17 protein-coding genes and 1 pseudogene are annotated in these 23,900 nt (G+C 68.3%); 10 read left to right on the top strand and 8 right to left on the bottom strand.

What is annotated here, in order from left to right; all coding sequences use genetic code 11:
• Both ACSX1D_RS01010 and ACSX1D_RS01005 read right to left on the bottom strand, forming a co-directional pair.
• A complete protein-coding gene (locus ACSX1D_RS01010; protein WP_439860596.1) occupies nucleotides 1-1,590 on the bottom strand; it encodes a formate dehydrogenase beta subunit in 1,590 nt (529 codons plus the stop codon).
• On the bottom strand, nucleotides 1,587-2,081 hold the full coding sequence (locus ACSX1D_RS01005) for a formate dehydrogenase subunit gamma (RefSeq protein ID WP_208707967.1): 495 nt from the start codon (nucleotides 2,079-2,081) through the stop codon (nucleotides 1,587-1,589). Before ACSX1D_RS01005 ends, ACSX1D_RS01010 begins: the two co-directional genes overlap by 4 nt.
• Before the next feature lie 202 nt (nucleotides 2,082-2,283).
• Here ACSX1D_RS01005 and ACSX1D_RS01000 point away from each other — a divergent pair, with 202 nt between their 5' ends.
• The 3 genes from ACSX1D_RS01000 to ACSX1D_RS00990 all read left to right on the top strand — a co-directional run bounded on the left by ACSX1D_RS01000 (nucleotide 2,284) and on the right by ACSX1D_RS00990 (nucleotide 4,645).
• Nucleotides 2,284-3,372: a substrate-binding domain-containing protein gene (locus ACSX1D_RS01000; protein ID WP_439860595.1), complete on the top strand. Its 1,089-nt coding sequence runs from the start codon at nucleotides 2,284-2,286 to the stop codon at nucleotides 3,370-3,372.
• 281 nt (nucleotides 3,373-3,653) lie between these two features.
• Nucleotides 3,654-4,124: a glycine zipper 2TM domain-containing protein gene (locus ACSX1D_RS00995; RefSeq protein ID WP_439860594.1), complete on the top strand. Its 471-nt coding sequence runs from the start codon at nucleotides 3,654-3,656 to the stop codon at nucleotides 4,122-4,124.
• Between the two features lie 50 nt (nucleotides 4,125-4,174).
• Nucleotides 4,175-4,645, top strand: coding sequence for a glycine zipper domain-containing protein (locus ACSX1D_RS00990; RefSeq protein WP_439860593.1), 471 nt, complete (start codon nucleotides 4,175-4,177; stop codon nucleotides 4,643-4,645).
• Nucleotides 4,646-4,710: 65 nt separating this feature from the next.
• Here the strand turns inward: ACSX1D_RS00990 and ACSX1D_RS00985 are convergent, their stop codons facing one another.
• Nucleotides 4,711-7,545: an AMP-binding protein gene (locus ACSX1D_RS00985; RefSeq protein ID WP_439860592.1), complete on the bottom strand. Its 2,835-nt coding sequence runs from the start codon at nucleotides 7,543-7,545 to the stop codon at nucleotides 4,711-4,713.
• Between the two features lie 189 nt (nucleotides 7,546-7,734).
• Between ACSX1D_RS00985 and ACSX1D_RS00980 the strand changes: the two genes are divergently transcribed.
• The 3 genes from ACSX1D_RS00980 to ACSX1D_RS00970 all read left to right on the top strand — a co-directional run bounded on the left by ACSX1D_RS00980 (nucleotide 7,735) and on the right by ACSX1D_RS00970 (nucleotide 12,926).
• The gene (locus tag ACSX1D_RS00980) at nucleotides 7,735-9,036 is read left to right on the top strand and encodes an MFS transporter (protein WP_439860591.1); all 1,302 of its coding nucleotides are present in this window, start codon (nucleotides 7,735-7,737) and stop codon (nucleotides 9,034-9,036) included.
• A 334-nt stretch (nucleotides 9,037-9,370) separates the two neighbouring features.
• A complete protein-coding gene (locus tag ACSX1D_RS00975) occupies nucleotides 9,371-10,423 on the top strand; it encodes a polyamine ABC transporter substrate-binding protein (protein WP_439860590.1) in 1,053 nt (350 codons plus the stop codon).
• A gap of 16 nt (nucleotides 10,424-10,439) precedes the next feature.
• Nucleotides 10,440-12,926, top strand: coding sequence for a bifunctional diguanylate cyclase/phosphodiesterase (locus tag ACSX1D_RS00970; RefSeq protein WP_439860589.1), 2,487 nt, complete (start codon nucleotides 10,440-10,442; stop codon nucleotides 12,924-12,926).
• 54 nt (nucleotides 12,927-12,980) lie between these two features.
• On the opposite strand, the gene ACSX1D_RS00965 is transcribed toward ACSX1D_RS00970, so the two are convergent.
• From ACSX1D_RS00965 to ACSX1D_RS00950, 4 genes are all read right to left on the bottom strand, one after another.
• Nucleotides 12,981-16,304 (bottom strand): EAL domain-containing protein, encoded by a 3,324-nt coding sequence (locus ACSX1D_RS00965; protein ID WP_439860588.1) that lies wholly within the window; start codon nucleotides 16,302-16,304, stop codon nucleotides 12,981-12,983.
• Nucleotides 16,305-16,680: 376 nt separating this feature from the next.
• Nucleotides 16,681-17,091 carry an HPF/RaiA family ribosome-associated protein gene (locus ACSX1D_RS00960; protein ID WP_208707958.1) on the bottom strand — a complete coding sequence of 137 codons (411 nt, stop codon included), beginning with the start codon at nucleotides 17,089-17,091 and terminating at the stop codon, nucleotides 16,681-16,683.
• A gap of 237 nt (nucleotides 17,092-17,328) precedes the next feature.
• The gene (locus ACSX1D_RS00955) at nucleotides 17,329-17,670 is read right to left on the bottom strand and encodes a cupin domain-containing protein (RefSeq protein ID WP_208707957.1); all 342 of its coding nucleotides are present in this window, start codon (nucleotides 17,668-17,670) and stop codon (nucleotides 17,329-17,331) included.
• A gap of 359 nt (nucleotides 17,671-18,029) precedes the next feature.
• The gene (locus ACSX1D_RS00950) at nucleotides 18,030-18,191 is read right to left on the bottom strand and encodes a hypothetical protein (RefSeq protein ID WP_208707956.1); all 162 of its coding nucleotides are present in this window, start codon (nucleotides 18,189-18,191) and stop codon (nucleotides 18,030-18,032) included.
• Nucleotides 18,192-18,454: 263 nt separating this feature from the next.
• Here ACSX1D_RS00950 and ACSX1D_RS00945 point away from each other — a divergent pair, with 263 nt between their 5' ends.
• Genes ACSX1D_RS00945 through ACSX1D_RS00930 form a run of 4 tightly spaced genes read left to right on the top strand, consistent with a single transcriptional unit; the run spans nucleotide 18,455 to nucleotide 21,875 of the window.
• Nucleotides 18,455-19,558, top strand: coding sequence for an MlaE family lipid ABC transporter permease subunit (locus tag ACSX1D_RS00945; protein ID WP_439862246.1), 1,104 nt, complete (start codon nucleotides 18,455-18,457; stop codon nucleotides 19,556-19,558).
• Nucleotides 19,555-20,343 carry an ABC transporter ATP-binding protein gene (locus tag ACSX1D_RS00940; protein WP_439860587.1) on the top strand — a complete coding sequence of 263 codons (789 nt, stop codon included), beginning with the start codon at nucleotides 19,555-19,557 and terminating at the stop codon, nucleotides 20,341-20,343. Before ACSX1D_RS00945 ends, ACSX1D_RS00940 begins: the two co-directional genes overlap by 4 nt.
• Nucleotides 20,344-21,261: an MlaD family protein gene (locus ACSX1D_RS00935; protein WP_439860586.1), complete on the top strand. Its 918-nt coding sequence runs from the start codon at nucleotides 20,344-20,346 to the stop codon at nucleotides 21,259-21,261.
• Nucleotides 21,258-21,875, top strand: a complete 618-nt coding sequence (locus ACSX1D_RS00930; protein WP_439860585.1) for an ABC-type transport auxiliary lipoprotein family protein — start codon at nucleotides 21,258-21,260, stop codon at nucleotides 21,873-21,875. Before ACSX1D_RS00935 ends, ACSX1D_RS00930 begins: the two co-directional genes overlap by 4 nt.
• On the opposite strand, the pseudogene ACSX1D_RS00925 reads toward ACSX1D_RS00930, so the two are convergent.
• Nucleotides 21,872-23,820 (bottom strand): annotated as a pseudogene (locus tag ACSX1D_RS00925) (RecQ family ATP-dependent DNA helicase). The gene ACSX1D_RS00930 and the pseudogene ACSX1D_RS00925 sit on opposite strands and share 4 nt — an antisense overlap.
• Between the last annotated feature and the right edge of the window lie 80 nt (nucleotides 23,821-23,900).

The following is a 23,900-nucleotide window of genomic DNA, read 5'->3' as shown; positions in this document are numbered from 1 at the left end:
TCAGCGGGCTTCGGTGGTGTCTGGCGACACCCCGAAGTCCTCGGGAAAGTGGTTGATAGCGCTCATCACCGGATAAGGCGTCATGCCGCCGAGGGCGCAGAGCGAGGCGCCGAGCATGGTGTCGCAGAGGCTCTTGAGCAGCTCGATGCGACCCGGCTGCGGGCCTTCGGAACGGGCCACGATGATCTGCTCGAGCAGCTCTTCGCCGCGGGTCGAACCGATCCGGCACGGGGTGCACTTGCCGCAGGACTCGACCGCGCAGAACTCCATGGCGTAGCGGGCCATGTCGGCCATGTCGACGGTGTCGTCGAACACCACGATGCCGCCGTGGCCGAGCACCGCGCCGAGGGCGGCGAAGGCCTCGTAGTCCAGCGGGGTGTCGAACTGCGACTCCGGCAGGTAGGCGCCCAGCGGGCCGCCGACCTGTACCGCGCGGATCGGCCGACCGCTGGCCGAGCCGCCGCCGTATTCGTAGAGCAGCTCGCGCAGGGTGACGCCGAAGGCCTTCTCGATCAGGCCGCCGCGGGCGATGTTGCCGGTCAGCTGGATCGGCAGGGTGCCGAGCGAGCGGCCCATGCCGTAGTCCTTGTAGTAGGCGCCGCCCTTGTCGAGGATGATCGGCACCGAGGCCAGGGAGATCACGTTGTTGATCACCGTCGGTTGGCCGAACAGGCCCTCGATGGCCGGCAGCGGCGGCTTCGGCCGCACGGTGCCGCGCTTGCCTTCGATGCTCTCCAGCAGCGCGGTTTCCTCGCCACAGATGTAGGCGCCGGCGCCGCGGCGCAGCTCCAGGTGGAAGGCCTTGCCGCTGCCGAGCACGTCGTCGCCCAGGTAGCCGGCGGCGGTGGCACGGCTGATGGTCTCAAGCAGCACCGCCTCGGCATGGGGGTATTCGGAACGCAGGTAGATGTAACCCTTGGTCGCGCCGACGGCGAGACCGGCGATGGTCATGCCCTCGATCAGCACGTAGGGGTCGTCTTCCATCACCATGCGGTCGGAGAAGGTGCCGGAGTCGCCCTCGTCGGCGTTGCAGACGATGTACTTCTGCTCAGCCTGGCAGCCGAGCACGGTGCGCCACTTGATCCCGGTGGGGAAGGCCGCGCCGCCACGGCCGCGCAGGCCGGACTCGGTGACCTCGGCGACGATCGTCTCGGGGCTCATGCCCAGGGCGCGCTTGAGGCCGCGGTAGCCGTCGTGGGCGATGTAGTCCTCCAGCGACAGCGGATCGGTGATACCGGCACGGGCGAAGGTCAGGCGCTCCTGACGCTTGAGGTAGTCGATCTCCTCGGTCAGGCCCTGGCCCAGGGCATGTTCCTTGCCTTCGAGGAAGCCGGCGTCGAACAGGCCCGGCACGTCCTTGGCCTTGACCGGGCCATAGGCCACGCGGCCGGCCGGAGTCGCCACCTCCACCATGGGCTCGAGCCAGAACAGCCCGCGCGAGCCGTTGCGCACCAGCTTGATGTCCAGGTTGCGCGCCTTGGCCTCGGCGGCGATGGCCTGGGCCACGCGGTCGGCACCTAGGCTCAGGGCGGTGGCGTCACGCGGTACGTAGACGGTCAGGGTGCCTGCTTTCATGTTCGCCTCGCTCATGCCTGTGCCTCCTGTTCTGCCAGCAGGGCCAGCAGGTCCTCGGCGTCGACCCGGCCGTGCAGCTCACCGTTGAGCATGGCGTTCGGCGCACAGGCGCAGTTGCCCAGGCAGTACACCGCCTCGAAGGTCAGGCTGCCGTCCTCGCGGGTCTCGCCCAGTTGCAGGCCCAGCTTGTCCTCCAGCTCGGCGGTCAGCGCCTTGACCCCCATCGACTGGCAGGCCTCGGCCTGGCACAGCTTGAGGTGCTGGCGGCCCGGCGGGCTGGCGCGGAAGTCGTGGTAGAAGCTGACCACCCCATGCACCTCGGCGCGCGACAGGCAGAGGTCCTCGGCGATCATCGGCAGCAGCTCGGGCGGCACGGCGCCGAGGCGGTCCTGGATGTCGTGGAGGATGGGTAGCAGTGCGCCGGGCTGACCACGGTGGGCGGCCAGTACCTCACGGGTAACGGCCTGGCACTGCTCGGGGTCGAAGCGCTGGGGAAGAGTGGCCATGTTCGTTGCTCCAGCCGGCAGGCATAGCCGGTGCTGTCGGGGAGACGACTCGATCCATTCACGGTAGATGGACCGGTTATCTCTGGCGGTGCCTATCGGCTCGCCACATATGAAATAAAGTTCTTATACTCGGGTACAGAAAAGTCCCGATGAGGCAAAGTATCATGGGCTACCCCCCGATCAAATATGAAGTACCGAGCATATGATCCGTATCGAAATCCAACCTCGCTGGCGCTTCCACCAGGGTGACGGCAGCAGCCTCGACCCCCAGGGCCTGGAACTGCTGCAGGCGGTGCACGACACCGGCAAGCTCACCGAGGCCGCCGCCCGGGTCGGCTACTCCTACCGTCACGCCTGGAACCTGCTGGGCAAGTGGCAGGCGTTCTTCGGCAGCCCGCTGATCGACCTGGAGCGCGGCAAGGGCGCACGCCTGGCGCCGCTAGGGGAGAAGCTGCTGTGGGCCGACCAACGGATTCGCGCACGCCTGTCGCCGCAACTGGACAACCTGGCCGGCGAGCTGGAACTGGAGCTCAACCGGGTGCTGCAGGCCGGCAACCCGGGCCTGCGCATCTTCGCCAGCCACGGCTTCGCCGTGGCGGCGCTGCGCGAATGGCTGGAACAGGACCCGAGCTGGGAGTGGGACGTGCAGTTCCGCAGCGGCAGCGAGGCGATGATCGCCCTGCACCGCCGCGACTGCGAGGTGGCCGGCCTGCATGTGCCCTTCGGCCCGCTCGGCGCCCTGAGCATGAGCCGCATCCAGCCCTGGCTGCGGCCGGACCTGCGGGTGATCACCTTCGTCATGCGCACCCAGGGCCTGATCCTCGCTCCCGGCAATCCGCGCGGCGTCGAGGGCCTGGCCGACCTGGCGGGCGGCGACCTGCGCTTCGTCAACCGCGAGCAGGGCTCGGGCACGCGCATGCTGCTGGAGAGCCTGCTGCGCCGCGACAACCTGGACAGCGCGGCGATCAAGGGTTTCCACAACGAGGAGTTCACCCACGCCGCGGTGGCCGCCTATGTCGCCAGCGGCATGGCCGACGCCGGTTTCGGCGTCGAGGCGGCGGCGCGCCAGTTCGGCCTGACCTTCATCCCCATGGCCCGGGAAAACTACTGCCTGCTGTGCCGCGAGGACAGCCTCGGCCTGCCGGCCATGGGCGCCCTGCTCAAGGTATTGCAGAACCCGCAGTTCCAGGCGCAGATCAGCCAGCTGCCGGGCTACGCCCTGAGCCGTCCCGGCGAGGTGTTGCCACTGACCCAGGCTCTGGAGCAATGGCGCAAGGAAGACCTGCTCTAACCACGCGCCACTCGACCCGCTCGGCAAGGCTTGGAACATTCCGACAGATGCCGGGAGCGGGCCGGGCCTAGCCATCAATACGCCAGTGCCGGCGCGACGAGAAAGGCCATTTACCGGCCAGACCAAGAAGCCTCAGACCGCCATAGATCGCCGGAGTTCTCCCCAAAAAACAAATATTTATGAACTGCGAGCAAAGTCGTGCAGCTCGTCGGCAGGCGCTTGCGCGGACCGCCACACGGCCCGAGGATCGCCGCCATGTTCACCAAGAGGTCCTCCCAGCCATGAAGTATTTCTCGATCCTCCTGATGTCCCTGGGCCTGCTCAGTGGCGCGGCCATGGCCGGCACCAGCGAAGCCGGAATCGGTGGTGCCCTGGGCGGGGTACTGGGCGCGGTGCTCGGCCAGCAGGTCGGCGGCAACACCGGCGCGACCATCGGTGCCGGCGTGGGTGGCGCTGCCGGCAGCGCAGTCGGCGCCGACCGCCGCAGCCGCACCGAGGCCGCCATCGGTGGCGCCCTGGGCGGTGCCGGCGGCAACGTCATCGGTCGCCAGGTCGGCGGCACCACCGGCGGCCTGATCGGTGCCGCGATCGGCGGCGGTGGTGGCGGCGCCCTGGGCAACTACTACGGCAACAATAGCCGCTACGATGACCGCCACCACTACCGCGACAACCATCACCATGGCCACCGGCACCACCGCCACAAGCACGGCAAGCGCCACGGCTGGCATCGTGGTCACGACCACGACGACTGATACCGGCCGTCCCCGGTCCAAGCCCTTTTCAACTTAGCGAGATCGACCCTATGCGCATACTTCTCACCGCACTGGCCTTCAGCGTCCTGACGGCCCCGTTCGCCTTCGCCGGCGACAGCAGCAAGGTCGCCATCGGCAGCGGCGTCGGCGGCGCCCTGGGCAACGTCATCGGCCAGCAGGTCGGCGGCAGCACCGGCGCCGCCGTGGGCGCCGGCCTCGGCGGCGCGGCCGGCGGGGTGATCACCGCGCCACGCGGCAACAAGACCGAGGCGGCCATCGGCGGTGGCCTGGGTGCCGCCGGCGGCTCGGTAGTCGGCGGCAAGGTCGGCGGCAGCACCGGCTCGACCATCGGCGCCGGCCTCGGCGGCGCCGCCGGCGGCGCCCTGGGCAACGTCATCGCCAACGACAACCGCCAGGATGACCGTGGCCATTACCATGACGGCCATCGCCACTCTCACGGCGACCACGGCCATCACCATGGCCACAAACACAAGAAGCACAAGAAGCACAAACACCACTGAGCCCCTCGGCCGACACACAAAAAGCCCGCCTGCTGCGGGCTTTTTGCTGGGCGCGATTGCCGGGCTCAGCCGGCCAGCAGCAGCCGATCCGCCTCATCCAGCTGCTGCAGCAGCACCGCCCGCGCCTTGTCGCGCAGCTTGATCGCATCCAGCCAGTCGTGACCGTCGGCCAGCAACTGGCCGCACAGCTTGACCCGGACCTCACCCCGGTGGGGGAACCACTGGCCGTCGCGCAGCACCATGCGCGTGCCGCCCAGGGCTATCGGCAGCAGCGGCACGTCGGCTCGCGCGGCGAGAACGAAGGCACCCATGCGAAACGGCTGCAGCCCCGGCTCGCGGCTCAGGGTGCCCTCGGGGAAGAACAGCAGCGACTGCCCACTGGCCAGGGTCGCGGCCAGCGCCTCGGCATCGGCGGCGCCGCGCTGAACGTCGAAGCGCTCGACGAAGCAGGTGCCGAGCCGGCGCAGGAAGCGCCCGGCGACGAATTGCTCGGCCAGCTCACGCTTGGCGACGAAACTGAAGGTCGGCGGCAGCGTGGCGCACAGCACCACTCCATCCAGGTAGCTGGCGTGGTTGGCGACCAGCACCCGCACCTCGGGCGCACGCAGCTGGGCCAGGCCGCTGGTGCTCAGCGGCAGCCCGGCCAGGCGCAGGAAGGCCCGCGCCGCCACCCGGGTCAGGCGACGGCACCAGCTGCGCCGCGGCAGCAGCGCCACCGCCAGCCAGGTCAGGCTGGCGATGATCAGCAGCAGAGCCCAGAAGTAACCGGCGTAGAGCAAGGCGCCGAGCGCCCGCAGCAGACGTCCGGCCTGGGCACCCAGCGCCGCCTGGCCCAGGCGCAGCAGCTGCCGCCACACGGCGCGGCGCGGCTGGCCGACCTCGCCGCGCTCGTACAGCTCGCGACTGGCGGCGCGGCGGATCTTGCCGCTGGAGGTCTTCAGCACGCTGTGCGGCGGCGCCAGCACCACATCGTCCGGCGCCACCCCGGTGAGGTCCACGGCGACCCGACGGATCGCCTGCTGCAGGTTACGCCGCGCCACACTGTCCTGCTCGTGGGTCTCGGCCAGCACTACCAGGCGCTCGCCGCCATGGCTGGCGTCGCCGCTGCCGAACACCGCCACGCAGCCCTTGCGCAGGCCCCGCAGGTTGCCGACGGCGGTCTCCAGGTCGTAGGGGTAGATGTTGCGCCCGCCACGGATGATCAGGTCCTTGGCGCGGCCACTGAGGTAGAGCTCGCCGGCCGCCATGTAGCCGAGATCGAGGGAGTCCAGCCACTCGTCGTGCCGAACCCGCGCGCTCTCCTGGGCATTGCGGAAATAGCCGGCGGTGGTCGAAGGCCCCCTGAACTGCACATGGCCCTCGGTGCGCTCGGGCAGCTCCACGTCGTGGCCGTCGACCACGCGCACCTGATGCCCCGGCAGCGGCCGCCCGCAACAGACGAAACGCAGCGCATCGGCGCTGTCCGGCTCGACCGGCTGCGCCTGGCCGCTGGCCTGGAAGGGCCCGCGGCGCACCCAGTCGATCAGCGGGCCACGCTCAAGCGGCGGGAAGGTCACCCCCAGGGTGCCCTCGGCCAGCCCATAGACCGGCATCAGCGCCGCCGGTGACAGGCCGTAGCCAGCGAAGCGCTCGGCGAAGCGCTGCAGGGTATCCGGGTTGACCGGCTCGGCGCCGTTCAGCGCCAGGCGCCAGCTGCTCAGGTCGAGGCCTTCGAGGTCGCGGGCGTCGAGCTTGCTCAGGCACAGCTCGTAGGCGAAGTTCGGCGCCGCCGACAGGGTCGCGCGATACTGATGGATGGTCCGCAGCCAGCGCGCCGGGCGGGCGAGGAAGGCCAGTGGCGACATCAGCACCAGGTTGAAGCCGTAGTACAGGCTGCCGAACCAGGCGCCGATCAGGCCCATGTCGTGGTACATCGGCAGCCAGCTGACGAACACATCCTCGGCGTCGACCTTCAGGGCCTTGCCCATGGCGCGCAGGTTGGCCAGCAGGTTGGCGTGGCTGACCATCACCCCCTTGGGCTGGCCGGTGCTACCGGAGGTGTACTGCAGGAAGGCCAGATCCCCAGCCTGGCGCGGCTGCTCGCGCAGAGTGCCGCTGCCCGCGGACAGCTCGGCGACGCTGACGATCTCGCCCAGGCTCGGCACCTGGGGCTTGAGCAGATGGGCGAGCAGCTTGGCCTCGCTGACGGTGATCAGCATGCTGGCCTCGGCGTTGCCGAGGATGGCCGCCTGGCGGCGCAGGTGCTCCTCGATCTGCGACAGGCGCATCGGCGGATAGATCGGCACCGGCACGCCACCGGCCAGGAGAATGCCGAAGAAGCCGTAGAGGAAGTCGCGCCCGGTCGGCAGCATCAGCGCCACCCGCTGCCCGGCCTCCAGCCCGCGCTGCTGCAGACCGACGGCGACCGCCCAGGCACCCCGTTGCAGCGCCGCATAGCTGATATCGTCGCTCGCCTCGCCATCGCCCAGCAGGCGCACATGGCAGCGTTGCGGATGCGCGCGCACATGCCAGTCGAGCACCTCCATCAGCGTCTGCGCCTGCTCCGGGGTGCGCAGATCCGCCGCCGCGGCCCTCTCGGACTCGCTGGCGGGCGCCGGCTCGAGCTCAGCGCCGCGCTCGGCGCGCAGGGCCACGAGCAGGTCCTGGGGGGTGTCCGCGCTGGCGAACAGCGCTTCGGGCAGGCGCACGCCGAACTCGCGCTCGATGCGCGACCACAGCTCGACCCGGCCCAGGCTGTCCAGGCCCAGGTCGCGATCGAGCACGCTGTGCAGGCTGATGGCCGCCTCATCGGCGGCATGCGGGCGCAACTCGAGCACGGTTTGCCGGACTATCTCCAGCAACTTCTGCGCCGTCCCTCGGTCATCCGCATCGCTGGCTGTGGCATGAGGCAGGCGACTCATCGGCGACTCCTCAGCAATGGGCGGTCGTTGGCGAACACCCTCGCCTAAGCACCATAAGCCTTTGCCGGCCGGGGCGATAATAACTCTGCCCCATAACAGGCCCGTGGTTATAGCCGCAGCCCCTCTCGCTGCCTGCGCCTGCCACGACTAGGCTTGCCGAATCGCCTCAACCGAACGGAGTCCCCAACCATGTCAGCCAGCCTCGCCCGCGGCGTCGACCGCCGAGAAGCCTGGGCCTGGGCGATGTATGACTTCGCCAACTCCGGCTACACCACGGTGGTGATCACCGCGGTGTTCAGCGCCTATTTCGTCGCCGTGGTCGCGGGTGGCGCCAGCTGGGCGACCCTGGCCTGGACCAGCGGCCTGTCGCTCTCCTACGCCCTGGTGATCATCGGCGCGCCGCTGCTGGGCGCCTACGCCGACGCCTTCGCTTGCAAGAAGCGCCTGCTGCTGTACAGCACCCTGGGCTGCGTCGCCGGCACCGCCGCCCTGGCCCTGGCCGGTCCGGGGGCCCTGGGCCTGGCGCTGCTGTTCCTGCTGCTGTCGAACTTCTGCTTCGGCTGCGGCGAGAACCTGATCGCCGCCTTTCTCCCGGAAATCGCCCGCGAGGACGCCATCGGCCGGGTCTCCGGCTGGGGCTGGGGCCTGGGCTATATCGGCGGCCTGGTCAGCCTCGGCAGCTGCCTGGCCTATGTCGCCTGGGCCCAGGCCCAGGGCCACACGGCCGCGCAGTTCGTGCCGGTGTGCATGCTGATCACCGCCGCGCTGTTCGCCCTGGCCAGCCTGCCGACCTTCCTCTTCCTGCGCGAGCGCAGCCTGCCGCAGCTGCAGCCCGGCGCGCGGCATGACGCGGGCGTGGCGTGGCGGCGCTTCGCCCGCACCCTGGGCGAGACCCGGCGCTACCGCGACCTGCTGCGCTTTCTCGCCTGCACCGTCTGCTACCAGGCCGGCATCGCCGCGGTGATCACCCTGGCGGCGATCTATGCCGACCAGGCGATGGGCTTTTCCACCCAGGACACCCTGCTGCTGATCCTTTTGGTCAACATCACCGCCTCCATCGGCGCCGTGCTGTTCGGCTACCTGCAGGATCGCCTCGGCCACCGCGCCACCCTGGCCCTGACCCTGTTCGGCTGGCTGCTGATGGTCGGCCTGGCCTGGGCCGCCGAGGGCCCGCCGCTGTTCTGGCTGTCGGCGAATGTCGCCGGACTGTGCATGGGCGCCAGCCAATCGGCGGGGCGTGCCATCGTCGGCCTGCTCGCGCCGCCGACGCGCCTGGCGGAGTTCTTCGGCCTGTGGGGCCAGGCGGTCAAGCTGTCGTCGATCCTCGGCCCGATGACCTACGGCCTTACCAGCTGGCTGTCCGGCGGCGACCATCGCCTGGCGATCCTGATCACCGGTGGCTACTTCGTCCTCGGCCTGCTGATCCTCGCCAGCGTCGACCTCAGGCGCGGCCGCCGCGCCGCCCTGGCCGAGCGACTCGCGAATGACTAGAGCGCTTCGACCGGCAGCGCTCCGCAGTCGAGAGCGGCGAGCGCCTGCCGCGACTACTACCTTGGTCTAATACCCCCACACCCCGCACTGCCAGCCAGTGGCCAGCAACCAATCTAAGCTCAGGAAAGTCCCTATAGATTTTGCGTATTTCGGCCGCAGCGCCGTTACCAGCCGGCACCGCACCGACGCGGCAATCCTATGCCTTCGACACGTCCGTCGGGGGCAGCCCCTGGGGGCATGCGGCAGACCGATAGAAAACCACTCGCCACCGGACTGGCGCTACAAAAAAGCGGCTAGCCTTCTAGAGCCTAGCCTTGCAGAGGAATCCTGGATCATGCCGCGCCGCCCCGTCCTCCTCGCCCTGACCCTCAGCCTCCTGCTGCTTCAGCTGCCCTCGCTCGGCTCCGCCAGCGAACGCCAACTGCTGATTCTCAACTGGTCGGATTACCTGGATCCCGAGCTGGTCGAGGCCTTCGAGCGCCAGCACGGGGCCAAGGTGGTCCAGAGCTATTACAGCTCCGACGAGGTGCGCACCCAGATCCTGCTGGAGAACGATGCCGAGGGCTACGACCTGATCCTCACCTCCGGCGTCGACCTGGCTCCCTACGCCAAGCGCGGCTGGATAGCCCCACTGGATCATGCGCGCCTGCCTGGCTTCAGCCACCTGGAGCCGCGTTGGCTCCAGGCCTTTCCGGCGGCGCAGAGCCACGGGGCCCCCTATTTCTGGGGCACCCTGGGCATCGTCTACCGCAGCGACCTGTTGAGCACGCCCCTGACCAGCTGGCAGCAGCTGTTCCGGCCCGCCCCGGAGCTGCAAGGCAAGATCTCCATGCTCGAGGACTCCCGCGACCTGATCGGCATGAGCCTCAAGGCCCTGGGGCATTCGGCCAACAGCAGCGACGCCGCTCAGCTCAAGGCCGCGCAGGCCCTACTGCTGGAGCAGAAGCCCCATGTGCGTAGCTACGCCTACATCTCCCTCGACGAAACCTCGCCCATCCTCAGCGGCGAGATCGTCGCCGCCATGATGTACAGCGGCGACGCCTTGATGCTGCAGGCGCACAACGAGCACCTGCGATATGTGCTACCCAGCGAGGGCGGCAATCTCTGGGCCGACTATTTCGCCCTCGGCCACAAGGCCCGCAACCCCGACCTGGCCTATGCCTTCCTCAATTTCATCAACGAGCCGCAACATGCCGCACAGCTGGCGCAATACGTCCACTACGCGACGCCCAATCGCGCGGCCCAACGCCTGCTGCCCGAGGCCATGCTGAGCGACCCGATCATCTATCCCGATGCAACCGGCCTGGCATCCTCGGAGTTCTACCAGCCCCTGCCGCCTCGCGCCCTCCGTCTGCGCAACCAGATCGGCGCGCGCGTCCTGCGCTAGTCAGGCCCAGATCCGTATGAAACTACGCACCCGTCTGCCGCTGCTGGTGATCCCCCTGATCACCGCGCCTTTGCTGCTGGCCGGATTCCTTGCATTTATCGAGCTGCGCGACAGCGCCCAGCGCAAGGGCGACGAACAGAACCACGTGCTACTGCGCAGCCTAGACGAACAAGTGCAGCAACTGATCGCCACCGCCAGCGCCAATTTGGCGGTCTTCTCCGACGACCCGCTGGTGAAGAAATACCTGCTGACCGCGGATGCCGAAGAGCGCTACGCCTTGTTGCAGCGTCCCCTGCAACGCAAGCTCAGCAGCATTCAGCAGGTATTTCCCGAGTACTACGAGATCCGCATCCTGCTACCCGACGGCTTCGAGGACCTGCGCATCGACGACGGCAAGCTGCCCAACCTGACCGAGGATGAAGGACACAACCCGCTCTTCGTGGCCATGCAGGAGGCCGTTCCCGGCGGCTACAGCCGCATCGCCGTCAACCCCGACAACCAGCAGCTGGCCCTGTACGTATCGCGCGCCATCTGCATCATCAACCCGGCAGTCGACTCCTACAACGCCGAGCCCGAACTGCGCGGCTATCTGGGCCTGACCATCAGCCTGCAGGCACTGCTGAACAAGCTGACCCCCTCGCCCTGGCCGCACGGCGGCATCCTGCTGAGCGACGAGCACGGCACGCTGCTGGCCGCCTCACAGGAGCTCGAGCGCGCCGCGCCCCTCGACCTGAGCCGGCTGCCAGCGCTGACCACGGCGCCGGAAGGGGTGCGTCATAGCGTATTCAATGGCCAGGCCTACCAGCACCACGTCAAACGCCTGGCCGCTGGCCTGTGGGTGCATCTGCTGGTGCCCGAGGCCGAGCTGCTCCGAGAGTCGCGCAGGATCGGCGTGCTGGTACTGCTGATCTGCCTGGCGGCCATCGGCCTGGCCGTGCCCCTGCTGTTGCTGGTGATCCGCAGCCAGTTCCTGCGGCCGGTGGAGCGCCTCAACAAGGCCCTGGCATCGCTCGGCCAGCGCCAGCAACTGGTGCAGGTGCCGGTGCAGAACGACGACGAGATCGGCGAGCTGAGCCGCTCCTTCAACCAGATGAGCCTCGCCCTGTACCGCTCCAACGAGCAGATCCGCAGCCTGGCCTATAGCGACAGCCTGACCGGGCTGCCCAACCGCCTGATGTTCATCAAGACCCTGCGCCGCGAGATCGAGCAGGCACGCCAGTACGGCGGGCGCTTCGCCCTGCTGTTCCTCGACCTGGACAACTTCAAGCACATCAACGACACCCTCGGCCACCCCGCCGGCGACCGCCTGCTGGTCAAGGTGACCGAGATCTTCCAGGCCAAACTGCGCGGCTACGATTACCTGAGCCGCCCCGTGGGCATCGAGGTCAGCCGCGACATGGCGCGCCTGGGCGGCGACGAGTTCACCCTGCTGCTCACCCACCCGGAGGCGGACCAGTTGGCCGGCCCGGTGGCCGAGCGCATCATCGCGGCGCTGGCCGAGCCGATCGACCTCGAAGGCAGTGAATGCTACGTTGGCTGCAGCATCGGCATCGCCATCTACCCCGACGACGGCAGGAGCGTGGAAGACCTGGTCAAGCATGCGGACCTGGCCATGTATCAGGCCAAGACACGCGGCAAGAGCACCTACCAGTTCTTCTCCAGCGCCATCGCCGCACGCTCCCAGGAGCGCGTGCTGCTCGACCAACGCCTGCATAGCGCGGTGGAGGCGCTCAACTTCCACCTGCAGTTCCAGCCCATAGTCGACAGCCGCAGTCTGCGCATGAAGTCGGTGGAGGCGCTGATCCGCTGGAACGACCCGGAGCTGGGGATGGTGCCGCCGGACCAGTTCATCCCGATTGCCGAGGAGAATGGCCTGATCCTGCCCATTGGCGACTGGGTTCTGGAACAGGCCGCGCGCCAGCTGGTCGCCTGGAAACAGCGCGGCCTGCCGCGGCTGCGGGTCGCGGTCAACGTTTCCAGCGTGCAACTGGCCCAGCCGGACTTCGCCAGGCAGATCGCCCGGCTCCTGCGCAAGCACCAGCTGGGCGCCGACGAACTCTATGTCGAACTGACCGAGACCGCCGTTCTGCAGGGCCGCGAACAGGTGCTGGAGAACCTCCACGCCCTGCGCGAGCTCGGCATACAGATCGCCCTCGACGACTTCGGCACCGGCTATTCCTCGCTCAGCTACCTGCAGACCCTGCCGATCGATATCCTCAAGATCGACCGCAGCTTCATCCTCAACCTGCAGGAGAACAACAACGGGGTGATCCTCTCGGCCATCATCACCATGGCCCATTCGCTCGGCATGCAGGTGGTCGCCGAGGGCGTGGAAGACCAGAGCCACCTGTCCTTCCTGCTCGCCGAAGGTTGCGACCTGCTGCAGGGCTACCTGTTCAGCAGCCCGCGCTCGGCCGAGGAGATCGAGCAGCTGATCGGCCAGGCGCTACCCGAGGCGCGCCAGGACGCCGTCGTGGCCTGCGGCGTTGTCGGGCCAGGCTAGGACGCCGGCCGCCGGAGCCGGCGGATTGACGGCGCCACCGGCAGTCGAGGCGCATCAATCGGCGAGGCAGACGGCACGGAAGCCCTGCTCGAATTCCGCCAGGCACTGTGGCCGGCCGTACAGGTAGCCCTGGTAGTGGTTGCAGCCGATCTCATGCAGCAATGCGCGCTGCGCCTGGGTCTCGACGCCCTCGGCGATCACGTCCAGGCCCATGGTCTCGGCCAGGGCGACGATGGTCTGGGCGATGGCCAGGTCGTTGCTGTCGCTGAGGATGTCGCGCACGAAGCTCTGGTCGATCTTCAGCTGGTTGAGCGGCAGGCGCTTCAGGTAGGTCAGCGACGAGTAGCCGGTGCCGAAGTCGTCCAGGGCAAAGACCACGCCGTGACGGCGGATCGCCGCCATCTGCGCGGTGATCCGGTGGATGTCGCTGGCCAGCAGGCTCTCGGTGATTTCCAGCTTGAGCCGCGCCGGATTGGCGCCTGTCTCCTGCAACACGGCGAGCACCGTCTGCTCCAGGTCCTCGCGGAGAAACTGCGCCACGCTGATGTTCACCGCGATGGTCAGCGCCGATTTCTGCGCATCCGCCGCCCAGCGTGCCAGGCAGCGGCACGCCTCCTCCAGCGCCCAGCGGCCGATGGGCACGATCAGCCCGGTTTCCTCGGCCACCGGAATGAAGTTCGCCGGGGAGACGAAGCCCTGCTGCGGGTGGCGCCAGCGCAACAGCACCTCGGCGCCGACGGTGGCCCCGGATCGATCGACCTGGCGCTGATAGTAGAGCTCGAACTGGCGCTGCTGCAGGGCATCGTGGAGATCCCTTTCCAGACTGATCCGGGTCATGGCGGCGATCTGCATCGCCGGATCGAAGAAGCGGATGCTGTTGCGCCCCGAGGCCTTGGCCTGGTACATCGCCATGTCGGCCTGCTTGAGCACATCCTCGCTGCTGGAGCTGCCCTGGAACAGCGTGACGCCGATACTCGGCGTGCTGTGATAGTCGTTTCCCGCCAGGTCGAAGCTTCTGCTCAGCGCCGCGAGGACTTTCTGCGCGATATGCTCGGCGTGGTTCACCGTCTCATCCACATCGGCGCCGAGCTCCTCGATCATCACCACGAACTCGTCGCCGCCCAGGCGCGAAACGGTATCGCCCTCCCTGACCGCGCGGCGCAGGCGCCCGGCCACCTGCTGCAACAGCAGGTCGCCCTGGGCATGCCCGGCGGTGTCGTTGAGCTTCTTGAAATTGTCCAGATCGAGGAACAGCAACGCGCCGTAGCGCCGGTGCCGCTTGCTGGCCGCCAGGGCCTGCTCCAGTCGGTCCAGCAGCAACCGGCGGTTGGGCAGCAGGGTCAGGGCATCATAGAAGGCCAGCTGGCGAATCTCGTGCTCGTCCTGCCGGCGCTGGGTGATATCGCGCACTATCACGATGAACAGCCGCTCGCTGTCCTGCTGAACCTGTGACACCCCTATTTCCGCAGGGAAACGCTGGCCGTTCGCGCGCACACCGTCCAGCTGCAACTGAGTCCCGGCGATACCGCGCATATAGTTGGCCAGGTAGTTCTTCACATAGAAGTCCTGGCGCGGATGACGGTGCTCCGGCATCAGCATGCTGATGTTCTCCCCCAGCACCTGGGCAGCGGAGTAGCCGAAGATCCCTTGCGCCGCGGCGTTGAACGACTTGATCGTGCCTCTGGCATCGATCGAGATGACACCATCGAGCATGTTGTCGACGATGACCCGCATGCGCTCGGACTGCTCGCGCAGACTCTGCTCGGCGCGCACCTGGCTGCTGATGTCGAAGTGCGTCCCCAGCATCACCTCGATCTTGCCGGCCGCCGTCCGGGCCACCACTCGCCCGCGCATGTTGATCCACACCCAGTGTCCATCGGCATGGCGCATGCGCACATTGGCCTGGAAGTAGTCCTCGGACTCCCGGCCAAAGCCCTGCAGTAGCGCCTTGCACTGGGCGACGTCCTCGGAGTGGGTCAGGCGCTCCCAGGTGTCCATGCTGATCGGCTGCAACTGCTCGAGCGTATAGCCCAGCAGGCCAGCCCAGATAGCGTTGACGGTCAGCTCACCGGTCTTGAGGTTGACCTTCCAGGTACCGATGCGGTTGGCGTCCACCACGGCGCCGAGCAGGCGCTCGCTGTTGGCGATCCGCTCGGCGTCGCGCTTCTCCTGGGTAACGTCCGATTCGATGGCGATGAAGCCGTCGAAGTTGCCATGCCGGTCGAGCAGGGGGTTGCAGGCGATACGCACCCAGTAGGCCGTGCCGCTCTTGTGGTAGTTGAGTACATCGAGCTTGAAACTGCGCCGCGCCAGCAATGCCTGGCGCATGTTCACCACCGCTTCGGGGTCAGTGTCCGGCCCCTGCAGGAGGTCGCCGGGGCGCCGCCCGAGCATTTCGTCGAGGGCGAAGCCGGTGAGCTGGGTAAACGCCTCGTTGATCCACATCACCCGACCATCCGCGGCGCAGATCACCACGCCATTGGTGGTCTGCCGGGCCACCTCGGACAGACGCCCGAGCTCGGCCTGGGCGCGGGTGATGTGCGAAGTGTTGCGCACGATCAGCACCGCCTCGTCGGGATCGATACGGCGGACTCTCGCTTCGAAGCTGGCGCGCCCGCCGGAGACGTCCAGCTCGTAGTCGAAACAGACCAGTCGCCCCGTGGCGAAGGCCTCGTCGAGCCTGCTGGAAAGAATCTGGGCAGCGGCGGGCGGCAGCACCTCGGCAAGCGTGCGCCCGATCAGCTGCTCGGGCGCGGCCGGCAGGTCCGGATGCTCCATGCACTCGATCAGCCGGGTGTCGCGGCTCACCAGCAGGACGATGTCCGGCAGGGCCTGCAGAACCGCCGCACTGCGCTCGCGGCTGACGGCCAGCTGCCGTTGCAGGGCGTTGTCGCTGAGCAGATTGATCTCCTGCTCGACGCAATCGGCGAAGTCGCGCAGCGCCCGTCGCTGCGCCTCGCTCAGCCGCCGGGGCCGGCTGTCGACCAGGCACAGGGTGCCGAGCGCATGGCCATTGCGCGACTTGATTGGCGCACCGGCATAGAAGCGGACAAAGGGTGCACCGGTTACCACCGGGTTGTCGGCGAAGCGCGGGTCGAGCCGGGCGTCGGGGACCTCGAGAGTATCGGCGCCGAGAATGGCATGGGCACAGAAGGAGAGACGCCTGGGAGTCTGCGCCTCGTCCAGTCCGTGCCGGGACTTGAACCATTGCCGTTCACCATCGACGAGGGACACCAGGCAGATGCCCACGTCAAAAAACTGGGCGGCGAGCCTGGTGATCCGGTCGAAGCGCTCCTCGGCCGGGGAGTCCAGCAGGCCAGTGGCCATAAGGGCGGCCATGCGTTCGGATTCTTTGTTCGGCAGCTCTGGTTCTTTCATTGTTATCACCTGCTGCTCTATAGATCGACTAAACCCTCGAGCCATGACCACCCGCTGGAGAACAAGGCAGCGGGCCTGGCATAAACAGTGCCACACAAAATAATGGCGCCATGATTATGCCACCCATTGCAGGCAGCGCCACTTCGCGGCGGACTCCGCTCTGCAAGGTGGCCGAGCGGCGCGCCCGCGGGCACCGCTCGGCTATGCACGAGCCCCGCACAGTCTCTGCGGATCGGTATGCCGGGCGTCAAGCCGCCAATGGTCGTAGCGCCGAAGGCAGACGGACCTGCCCAGGGAACGGCGAAGCGGCCCACGAAAAAGGGGTTCCCACCTGCGTGGGAACCCCTCTTGCTAATCAGTTGGGTCAGGGGACGGGTTACGCCCGGTCCAGCTCTTCCTGCTTGGCCAGAAACTCTTCCTGCAGCAAGGCGTCGACCGGCTCCTCTTCGCCGTTGTCCAGGCGTTTGGCCGAAGTCGCCCTGGCCTCTAGCTTGCCGACCAGATGCTCGAGCGCGTGACGCATCTTTTCGCTGGCGCCGTCGACGGCCTGCTCCAGGTCCTGAGCCTTGTGGGTCACCGAAATCGCCTGCTGCCCCTTGGGTCGGGCCTCGATCTGGCAGCGCTTGTCATCCGGCCCGGACTTGTGGGCGTTCTCGTCGCTGATGTGCACTTCTATGCGGGTGAGCAGATCGGAGTAGCGCTCGAGCCTGTCGGTCAGGGTCGAACCTATCCACTTCTGAAGTCGGGCGTCGCCTTCGATCTGATGAATGTTCACTTGTACTTGCATAGGGCTTCCTCGTTTTGACCTGGGTGTTCGTTCGAGGTGTTGCGGGGCCGGGGTTACAGTCGATTGCATGCCCTCCTGTCGCGGCGCCGGCTGCGTGGGACTGCAGCGCACGGCTCTAGCCAGATGCAATCGGCCAACAAACACCGACGCCTCCATGATTAACAGATGCGCGCCGAACAAGCCAGCGCCGCAAGCGGCCGACCCGCAATCGCCGAGCCGGACGCTTCGGCCAGCCAATCAGGCGAAGACGAAGTACTTGCGCACGGTCTCGACCACTTCCCAGGTGCCGGTCATACCCGGCTCGACCACGAAGATGTCGCCGGCCTTGAGGTGGATCGGCTCCTGACCGTCCGGGGTGATGATGCAGTAGCCTTCCTGGAAGTGGCAGTACTCCCACTTGTCGTAGGCCACCCGCCACTTGCCGGGGGTGCAGATCCAGGTGCCCATGATCTTCTTGCCGTCTTCCGAGGTGTAGGCGTTGAGGTTGACGGTGTGCGGGTCGCCGCCGATGCGCTCCCACTTGCAGGCGTCGAGGACCGGGACGGGGGTGGTGTCACGAAGAACGGTGATCGGTTGCATGTCTGCTCCAAGTTGTCGGGCTGAAATAGCACCCGACTAAGCTAGCGCTGCAACGAGTGGCGCGAATGTCTGAAGTCGACCCCCAACTGCCTGGAAACGCGCAGCCCATCGACCGCCCACCAACGAGTTCTGCACCGGCCACAAGCGCCAACGAAAAGGGCACGCCCGCGGCATGCCCTTTGTTGTTCGAATTGCGCGGCGGATGTCCAGCCGACCGCTGCGGGCGCCGCGACCGGGCTAATGCGTCGGGGGTCAGGAAGATCTCGCGGTCGCAGCTGCGCGAGTATTGCATCGGCCGGAGCGAGCGCCGAAGCGCCGCCGGCCATAGGCCTGGGTGCATCAGCGCTCGGGAGGGGAAGTCAGGCGGCGAGGTCTTCGCTGATCAGCATGCCGTGGTTCACCACCCAGCTCTTGCGGCCCTTGCGCAGCGCCAGCGGATTGCGGCCGGCAATGACCCAGCCCTTGCCGAGCAGTTGGTCGATGTGCGCGCGTAGCGCCGGGAGTTTGCGTTGTTCTTTCATGGTCGAGTCCTTTCTTCCATTGCCAATCGAACAGGTGGGTCGGCGTGTAGCAGGCCGATTTGTGACGCACGTCGCGCAGGATAGCCGACCCGCCGCCGCCGGCAAAGCCCCCCCAATCGGGTGAGCGCAGGACTCACCGGCGCAAACCAAGCGCCATGCCTAAGGCGCTACCCATAGAGTCGAACCGTCGCAGGTCAACACCGCGAACTAAGCTTGGGGCTATGAGCACCACCCCGTACATCACCCCGTGCCAGTCGCGCGCCATGCATGCCGCACCGGGCCTGCAGATAGGCGGCGACTGGACCCTGGCCCATTACACCGCGCTGCAAGCCCAGGTGCAGGCGCTGCGCGGCAGCCTGCCGGACGCCGCGGCGGTCGAGCTGGGCGGACTGGGCGCGCTCGACACCGCCGGCGCGGCGTTGCTGGTCGAGCTGCTCGGCAGCCAGCGCCTGGCCGAACTGGCGGCCCGCGAGCCGGGACTGCCCGAGGAGCGCCGCGCCCTGCTGCAGGTGGTGTGCCAGGCCATGGCCGGCGTGGCGGGCGGGCAGCCGGCGCGGCGGCCCTCGACCCTGCTCGAGCTGCTCGGCACCATAGGCGCGGCCCTCGAGGGGCTGTGGCGGCAGAGCGGAGCACTGCTCGGTTTCATCGGTCTGACCCTGGCCACCCTGTTCGCCACCCTGTGCCGCCCACGTCGCTGGCGCGTCACCTCGCTGGTCGTGCACCTGGAGCACAGCGGGCTCAACGCGCTGCCCATCGTCGCCCTGCTGACCTTCCTGGTCGGCGCCGTGGTGGCCTTCCTCGGCGCCACCGTGCTCGCCGGTTACGGCGCGACCCTCTATACGGTCAACCTGGTGGCCTTCTCCTTCCTGCGCGAGTTCGGCGTGCTGCTCACCGCGATCCTCATGGCCGGCCGCACGGCCAGCGCCTTCACCGCGCAGATCGGCTCGATGCTGGCCAACGAGGAGATCGACGCGATCCGCGCCCTCGGCCTCAGCCCCCTGGAGTTGCTGGTGCTGCCACGGGTGCTGGCGCTGCTGATCGCCCTGCCGATCCTGACCTTCGTCGCCATGCTCAGCGGCATCCTCGGCGGCGCCGTGGTCTGCGCCCTGAGCCTGGACATCACGCCAAGCATGTACCTGGCCATCCTGCAGGAGAACATCGCCGTGCGGCACTTCCTGGTGGGCATGGCCAAGGCGCCGCTGTTCGCCTTCCTGATCGCGGTGATCGGCTGCCTGGAAGGCTTCAAGGTCACCGGCAGCACCCAGTCGGTGGGCGAGCGCACCACCTCCAGCGTGGTCCAGTCGATCTTCGTGGTGATCGTGCTGGACGCCGTGGTCGCGCTGTTCCTGATGGAGATGGGCTGGTGAGCGCCGAGCCGATCATCGAGGTGCACGACCTGTGCAACCGCTTCGGTGCCCAGGTGGTGCACCAGAACCTGCACCTGCAGCTGCTGCGCGGCGAGGTGCTCGGCGTGGTCGGCGGCTCGGGCACCGGCAAGTCGGTGCTGCTGCGCAGCATCCTCGGCCTGCGCCAGCCCACTTCCGGTCAGATCCGCGTGTTCGGTGAGGACCTGTTGAATCTGCCGCCAGCCCGGCGGGCGCGCATGGAGCGGCGTTTCGGCGTGCTGTTCCAGCGCGGCGCGCTGTTCTCCTCGCTGACGGTGACCGAGAACATCGCCCTGCCGCTGATCGAGCATGCCGGCCTGCCCCGTCCGGCGGCCGAGCGCCTGGCCCGGGTCAAGCTGGCGCTGGTCGGCCTGCCGCTGGAGGCCGGCGGCAAGTACCCGGGCGAACTGTCCGGCGGCATGGTCAAGCGCGCCGCCCTGGCCCGCGCCCTGGCCATGGACCCGGAGATCCTGTTTCTCGATGAGCCGACCTCGGGCCTCGACCCGATCGGCGCCGGCGCCTTCGACCAGCTGCTGCGCACCCTGCGCGATGCCCTGGGGCTGAGCGTGCTGCTGGTCACCCACGACCTCGACGTGCTCTACAGCCTGTGCGACCGGGTGGCGGTGCTGGCGCGGCAGCGGGTGCTGGTGGCCGACCGCCTGGAGCGGGTCGCCGCCTTCGACGACCCGTGGATTCGCGACTACTTTCACGGCCCGCGTGGACGCGCGGCCGAACGGGCCGCCGCCGGCGCGCCGGGGAGTCCTTGAATGGAACCGCGCGCCCACCATGTGCTGATCGGCCTGTTCGCCGTGCTGAGCCTCGCCGCCGCGCTGCTGTTCGCCCTATGGCTGAACAAGTCCACGGTCGACCAGGCGCTCAGCGACTACGTGGTGGTCTTCGACGAGACCGTCAGCGGCCTGTCCAAGGGCAGCGCGGTGCAATACAGCGGCATCACCATCGGCGAGGTGGCCAGCCTCGAGCTCGACCCCGAGGACCCGCGCAAGGTGCACGCGCGCATTCGCGTGCTCAGCCAGGCACCGATCAAGCAGGACACCCGCGCGCGCCTGACGATCACCGGCATCACCGGCATCGCGGTGATCCAGTTGCTCGGCGGCACGCCGCAGAGCCCCAGGCTCCTGGGCGATGGCGAGCAGCCGCCGCGGATCATCGCCGAACGCTCGGTACTGGCACAGCTGATGAGCAATGGCGACGACCTGCTGCTGAGCCTCGGCGGCCTGCTCAAGCGCGCCGACCGACTGCTCTCCGACGCCAATATCGAGCGCGTGTCGCGCACCCTCGAACACCTGGAACGGACCACCGCCAGCGTCGCCGAGCGCCGCGACCAGTTGCGCCTGACCCTGCAAGAGTTCGGCGCCGCCAGCCAGGAAACGGCCAAGCTGATGCGCAGCGCCAACCAGCTGCTGGACGGCCCGGGCCGCCAGACCCTGGCCAACACCGAGCGGCTGATGGCCTCGCTGGAGCGCAGCAGCCGGAACCTCGAGCGCCTGCTCGGCGACAATCGCGAGGCGCTCGACAGCGGCCTGCAAGGCCTCGGCGAGCTGGGCCCGGCCATCCACGAGCTGCGCGACACCCTCGGCGCGCTGCGCTCGTTCTCCCGCCGCCTGGAGCAGGACCCCGCCGGCTTCCTGCTGCGCGGCGAGCGGCTACAGGAGTTCCAGCCATGAGCCGGCTGCTGGGCACCCTGCTGCTGGGCGGCCTGCTCGGCGCCTGCTCGGTACTGCCGGAGAGCGAACCGCTGGACCTCTATCGCCTGCCGGCCAGCGTCCTGCCCAGCCAGGCGCACGCCGGGGTGCGCAACGACTGGGCGCTGCGGGTCAACACGCCCAGCGCCAGCGCCCTGCTCGACAGCACGCGGATCGCCGTGCGGCCCCAGGGCGACCGCCTCAGCGCCTACCAGGGCGCGCGCTGGGTCGACCGCGCCAGCCTGCTGCTGCGCGACCGGCTGCTCGATGGCTTTCGCGACGACGGCCGCCTGGCCGCGCTGAGCAGCGACAGCAGCGGCCTGCGCGCCGACCTGCTGCTGGACAGCGACCTGCGGGCCTTCCACGGCGAATACCAGGGCGAGCGGCCCGAGGCCCACATCCGCCTGGAGGCGCGCCTGGTGCAGGGCGGCAGCCGGCGCATCCTCGCCAGCCGCCGTTTCGAGGTGCGCCAGGCGGCGTCCGGGCGCTCGGTAGCGGCGATGGTGAGCGCCCTCGGCGCGGCCGCGGACCGGCTGACCGCGCAACTGGTGCAGTGGACCCTGGAACAGGGCCAGGCCACCCGCGCCCGGGATTAGTCGGCAGCCGACTGCAGCCCGTCCCGCACCCAGTCGCGCACCGTCGCGTAGGGGTAGGCCTGCAGCGCGGCGAAGCCGGGCAGGCTGCGCGCCTTGAGCTTGGTCAGCAGCGGCGCGCTGACGCCACAGAGAAAGCGCGTCAGGCATTCGCCGCTGGGCGCCTCGCCGCGGGCCTGGCGGTGGCGCTGGATGAAATCGCCACACAGCCGCTCGAGGTCCTGCCCGGCCAGCGCCGGCAGATCCGGCGGCTGCGGCAGCCGGGCGACCCGCCCGGCGCATACGGAACAGTGGCCGCAGCGCTGCGGCGCCTGCTCGTCGCCGAAGTAGTCGGCCAGGCGCCGGCTCAGGCACTGCGCGCTCTCGAACAGCGCCAGCATGGCGTGGATGCGGGCGATCTCGCTGCCCTCCTGCTGGCGGAAATACCGATGCAGCTCGGCGCCCAGCGCCTGCGGGTCGAAGTGCGGGTCGAGCAGCGCATAGACCTCGGTCATCTGCTTGCTCTCCAGCTCGATCCAGCCCTGTTCCTGAAAATAGTCCAGCGCCTTGACCACCCGGCTGCGCTCGGCGCGGTGCCGCTGATACAGCGCCTCGAAGTCCAGGGTGCACCAGGTCCGTGCGCGCGCCGCGCTGGCGACCAGGGCCTCGACGAACTGCCGGCGCTCGCCGTCGAAGCGGTCCAGCAGGGCCTGCGGCTCGATCAGGTACTTGAAACGGTACTCGGCGAAATAGGCGTAGCGCGGGGCGATGATGCCGCGCAGCTCCAGCTGCACCAGCAGGGTCTTGAGCGGCAGCGGGCGGATGTTGCTCTGCTCGCTGAGGGCACCGAGCATCAGCTCCCACTGGCCATCCTGCGCGGCGCCCAGCAGCTCCTCGAGCACCCGCAGGATGCCCGCGAGCTCCGGGGTGTCGCCGTAGACGAAGTTCTCCAGCAGGCTGAGACTGTCGCGATTGGCCAGCACCAGGCAGTCCGAGGGGCGGCCGTCGCGCCCGGCACGGCCGATCTCCTGGCTGTAGTTCTCGATCGACTTGGGCAGGTCGAAGTGCACCACATTGCGGATGTCACTCTTGTCGATGCCCATGCCGAAGGCGATGGTGGCGACGATGCAGCTGTCCTGGCCGGCCATGAAGCGGCGCTGGATCGCCTCGCGCTGCTCGTGAGCCATGCCGGCGTGGTAGGCGCTGGCCGCGATGCCGTGCCGGCTCAGGTGCTCGGCGATCTGCTCGGCGCTCTTCTGCTGAGTCACGTAGACGATGCTCGGCTGCCCGGCCCGGCCCGGGGCGCCAGCCATTCGACCAGGCGGCGGCGCTTGTCGTCGCCGCGCACCGGCTCGACCAGCAGGTTGAGATTGGCCCGGTAGAAGCCGGTGGTGATCACGTCCGCCGCCGCGATGGTGAACTTGCGCTGCATGTCGGCCACCACCTGCGGCGTGGCGGTGGCGGTCAGCAGCAGCACCTGGGGAATGGCGAACTGGCGCTGGTAGTCGGGCAACTTGAGGTAGTCCGGGCGGAAGTTGTGGCCCCACTCGGAGATGCAGTGAGCCTCGTCGACCACCAGCAGGGAGATCGGCACCTGGCCGATGAAGTTACGGAAGCGCTCGTTCTTCAGGCGCTCCACCGAGATCATCAGGATCTTCAGCTCGCCGGAGCGGGCGCGCTCCATCACCTCGGCGGTCTGCTCGCGACTCTGCGCCGAGTCGATGCTGGCGGCATTGATGCCGTGACGGGCGAGAAAGGCCAGCTGGTCCTGCATCAGCGCCAGCAGCGGCGACACCACCAGGGTCAGGTGCGGCAGATGCAGGGCCGGCAGCTGGTAGCACAGCGACTTGCCGGAGCCGGTGGGAAAGATCGCCGCCGCCGAGCGCCCGGCCAGCACCGCGCCGATCGCTGCCGCCTGGCCGGGGCGCAAACCGTCGTAGCCGAATACATCCTTGAGCGTGTCGAACACCAACTGTCACTCCTGGATTCCTAGCATGGAACATGGCCCGTGGCGGCCATGAAAAAAGCCGCCCGCAGGCGGCTTTCATG

Origin of the sequence: Pseudomonas sp. MBLB4136 (assembly GCF_051904765.1) — a bacterium.
GTDB lineage: Bacteria > Pseudomonadota > Gammaproteobacteria > Pseudomonadales > Pseudomonadaceae > Aquipseudomonas.
This window is presented reverse-complemented; position numbering and strand designations above follow the sequence as displayed.

What these genes read in the sequence shown, in the direction of transcription:
- ACSX1D_RS00945 (WP_439862246.1), top strand. Translation starts at nt 18,455, where the DNA reads ATGCATGCCGCACCGGGCCTGCAGATAGGCGGCGACTGGACCCTGGCC.
- ACSX1D_RS00990 (WP_439860593.1), top strand. Translation starts at nt 4,175, where the DNA reads ATGCGCATACTTCTCACCGCACTGGCCTTCAGCGTCCTGACGGCCCCG.
- ACSX1D_RS01005 (WP_208707967.1), bottom strand. Translation starts at nt 2,081, where the DNA reads ATGGCCACTCTTCCCCAGCGCTTCGACCCCGAGCAGTGCCAGGCCGTT.
- ACSX1D_RS00960 (WP_208707958.1), bottom strand. Translation starts at nt 17,091, where the DNA reads ATGCAAGTACAAGTGAACATTCATCAGATCGAAGGCGACGCCCGACTT.
- ACSX1D_RS00995 (WP_439860594.1), top strand. Translation starts at nt 3,654, where the DNA reads ATGAAGTATTTCTCGATCCTCCTGATGTCCCTGGGCCTGCTCAGTGGC.
- ACSX1D_RS00935 (WP_439860586.1), top strand. Translation starts at nt 20,344, where the DNA reads ATGGAACCGCGCGCCCACCATGTGCTGATCGGCCTGTTCGCCGTGCTG.
- ACSX1D_RS00975 (WP_439860590.1), top strand. Translation starts at nt 9,371, where the DNA reads ATGCCGCGCCGCCCCGTCCTCCTCGCCCTGACCCTCAGCCTCCTGCTG.
- ACSX1D_RS00970 (WP_439860589.1), top strand. Translation starts at nt 10,440, where the DNA reads ATGAAACTACGCACCCGTCTGCCGCTGCTGGTGATCCCCCTGATCACC.
- ACSX1D_RS00930 (WP_439860585.1), top strand. Translation starts at nt 21,258, where the DNA reads ATGAGCCGGCTGCTGGGCACCCTGCTGCTGGGCGGCCTGCTCGGCGCC.
- ACSX1D_RS01010 (WP_439860596.1), bottom strand. Translation starts at nt 1,590, where the DNA reads ATGAGCGAGGCGAACATGAAAGCAGGCACCCTGACCGTCTACGTACCG.
- ACSX1D_RS00980 (WP_439860591.1), top strand. Translation starts at nt 7,735, where the DNA reads ATGTCAGCCAGCCTCGCCCGCGGCGTCGACCGCCGAGAAGCCTGGGCC.
- ACSX1D_RS00955 (WP_208707957.1), bottom strand. Translation starts at nt 17,670, where the DNA reads ATGCAACCGATCACCGTTCTTCGTGACACCACCCCCGTCCCGGTCCTC.
- ACSX1D_RS01000 (WP_439860595.1), top strand. Translation starts at nt 2,284, where the DNA reads ATGATCCGTATCGAAATCCAACCTCGCTGGCGCTTCCACCAGGGTGAC.
- ACSX1D_RS00985 (WP_439860592.1), bottom strand. Translation starts at nt 7,545, where the DNA reads ATGAGTCGCCTGCCTCATGCCACAGCCAGCGATGCGGATGACCGAGGG.
- ACSX1D_RS00965 (WP_439860588.1), bottom strand. Translation starts at nt 16,304, where the DNA reads ATGAAAGAACCAGAGCTGCCGAACAAAGAATCCGAACGCATGGCCGCC.
- ACSX1D_RS00950 (WP_208707956.1), bottom strand. Translation starts at nt 18,191, where the DNA reads ATGAAAGAACAACGCAAACTCCCGGCGCTACGCGCGCACATCGACCAA.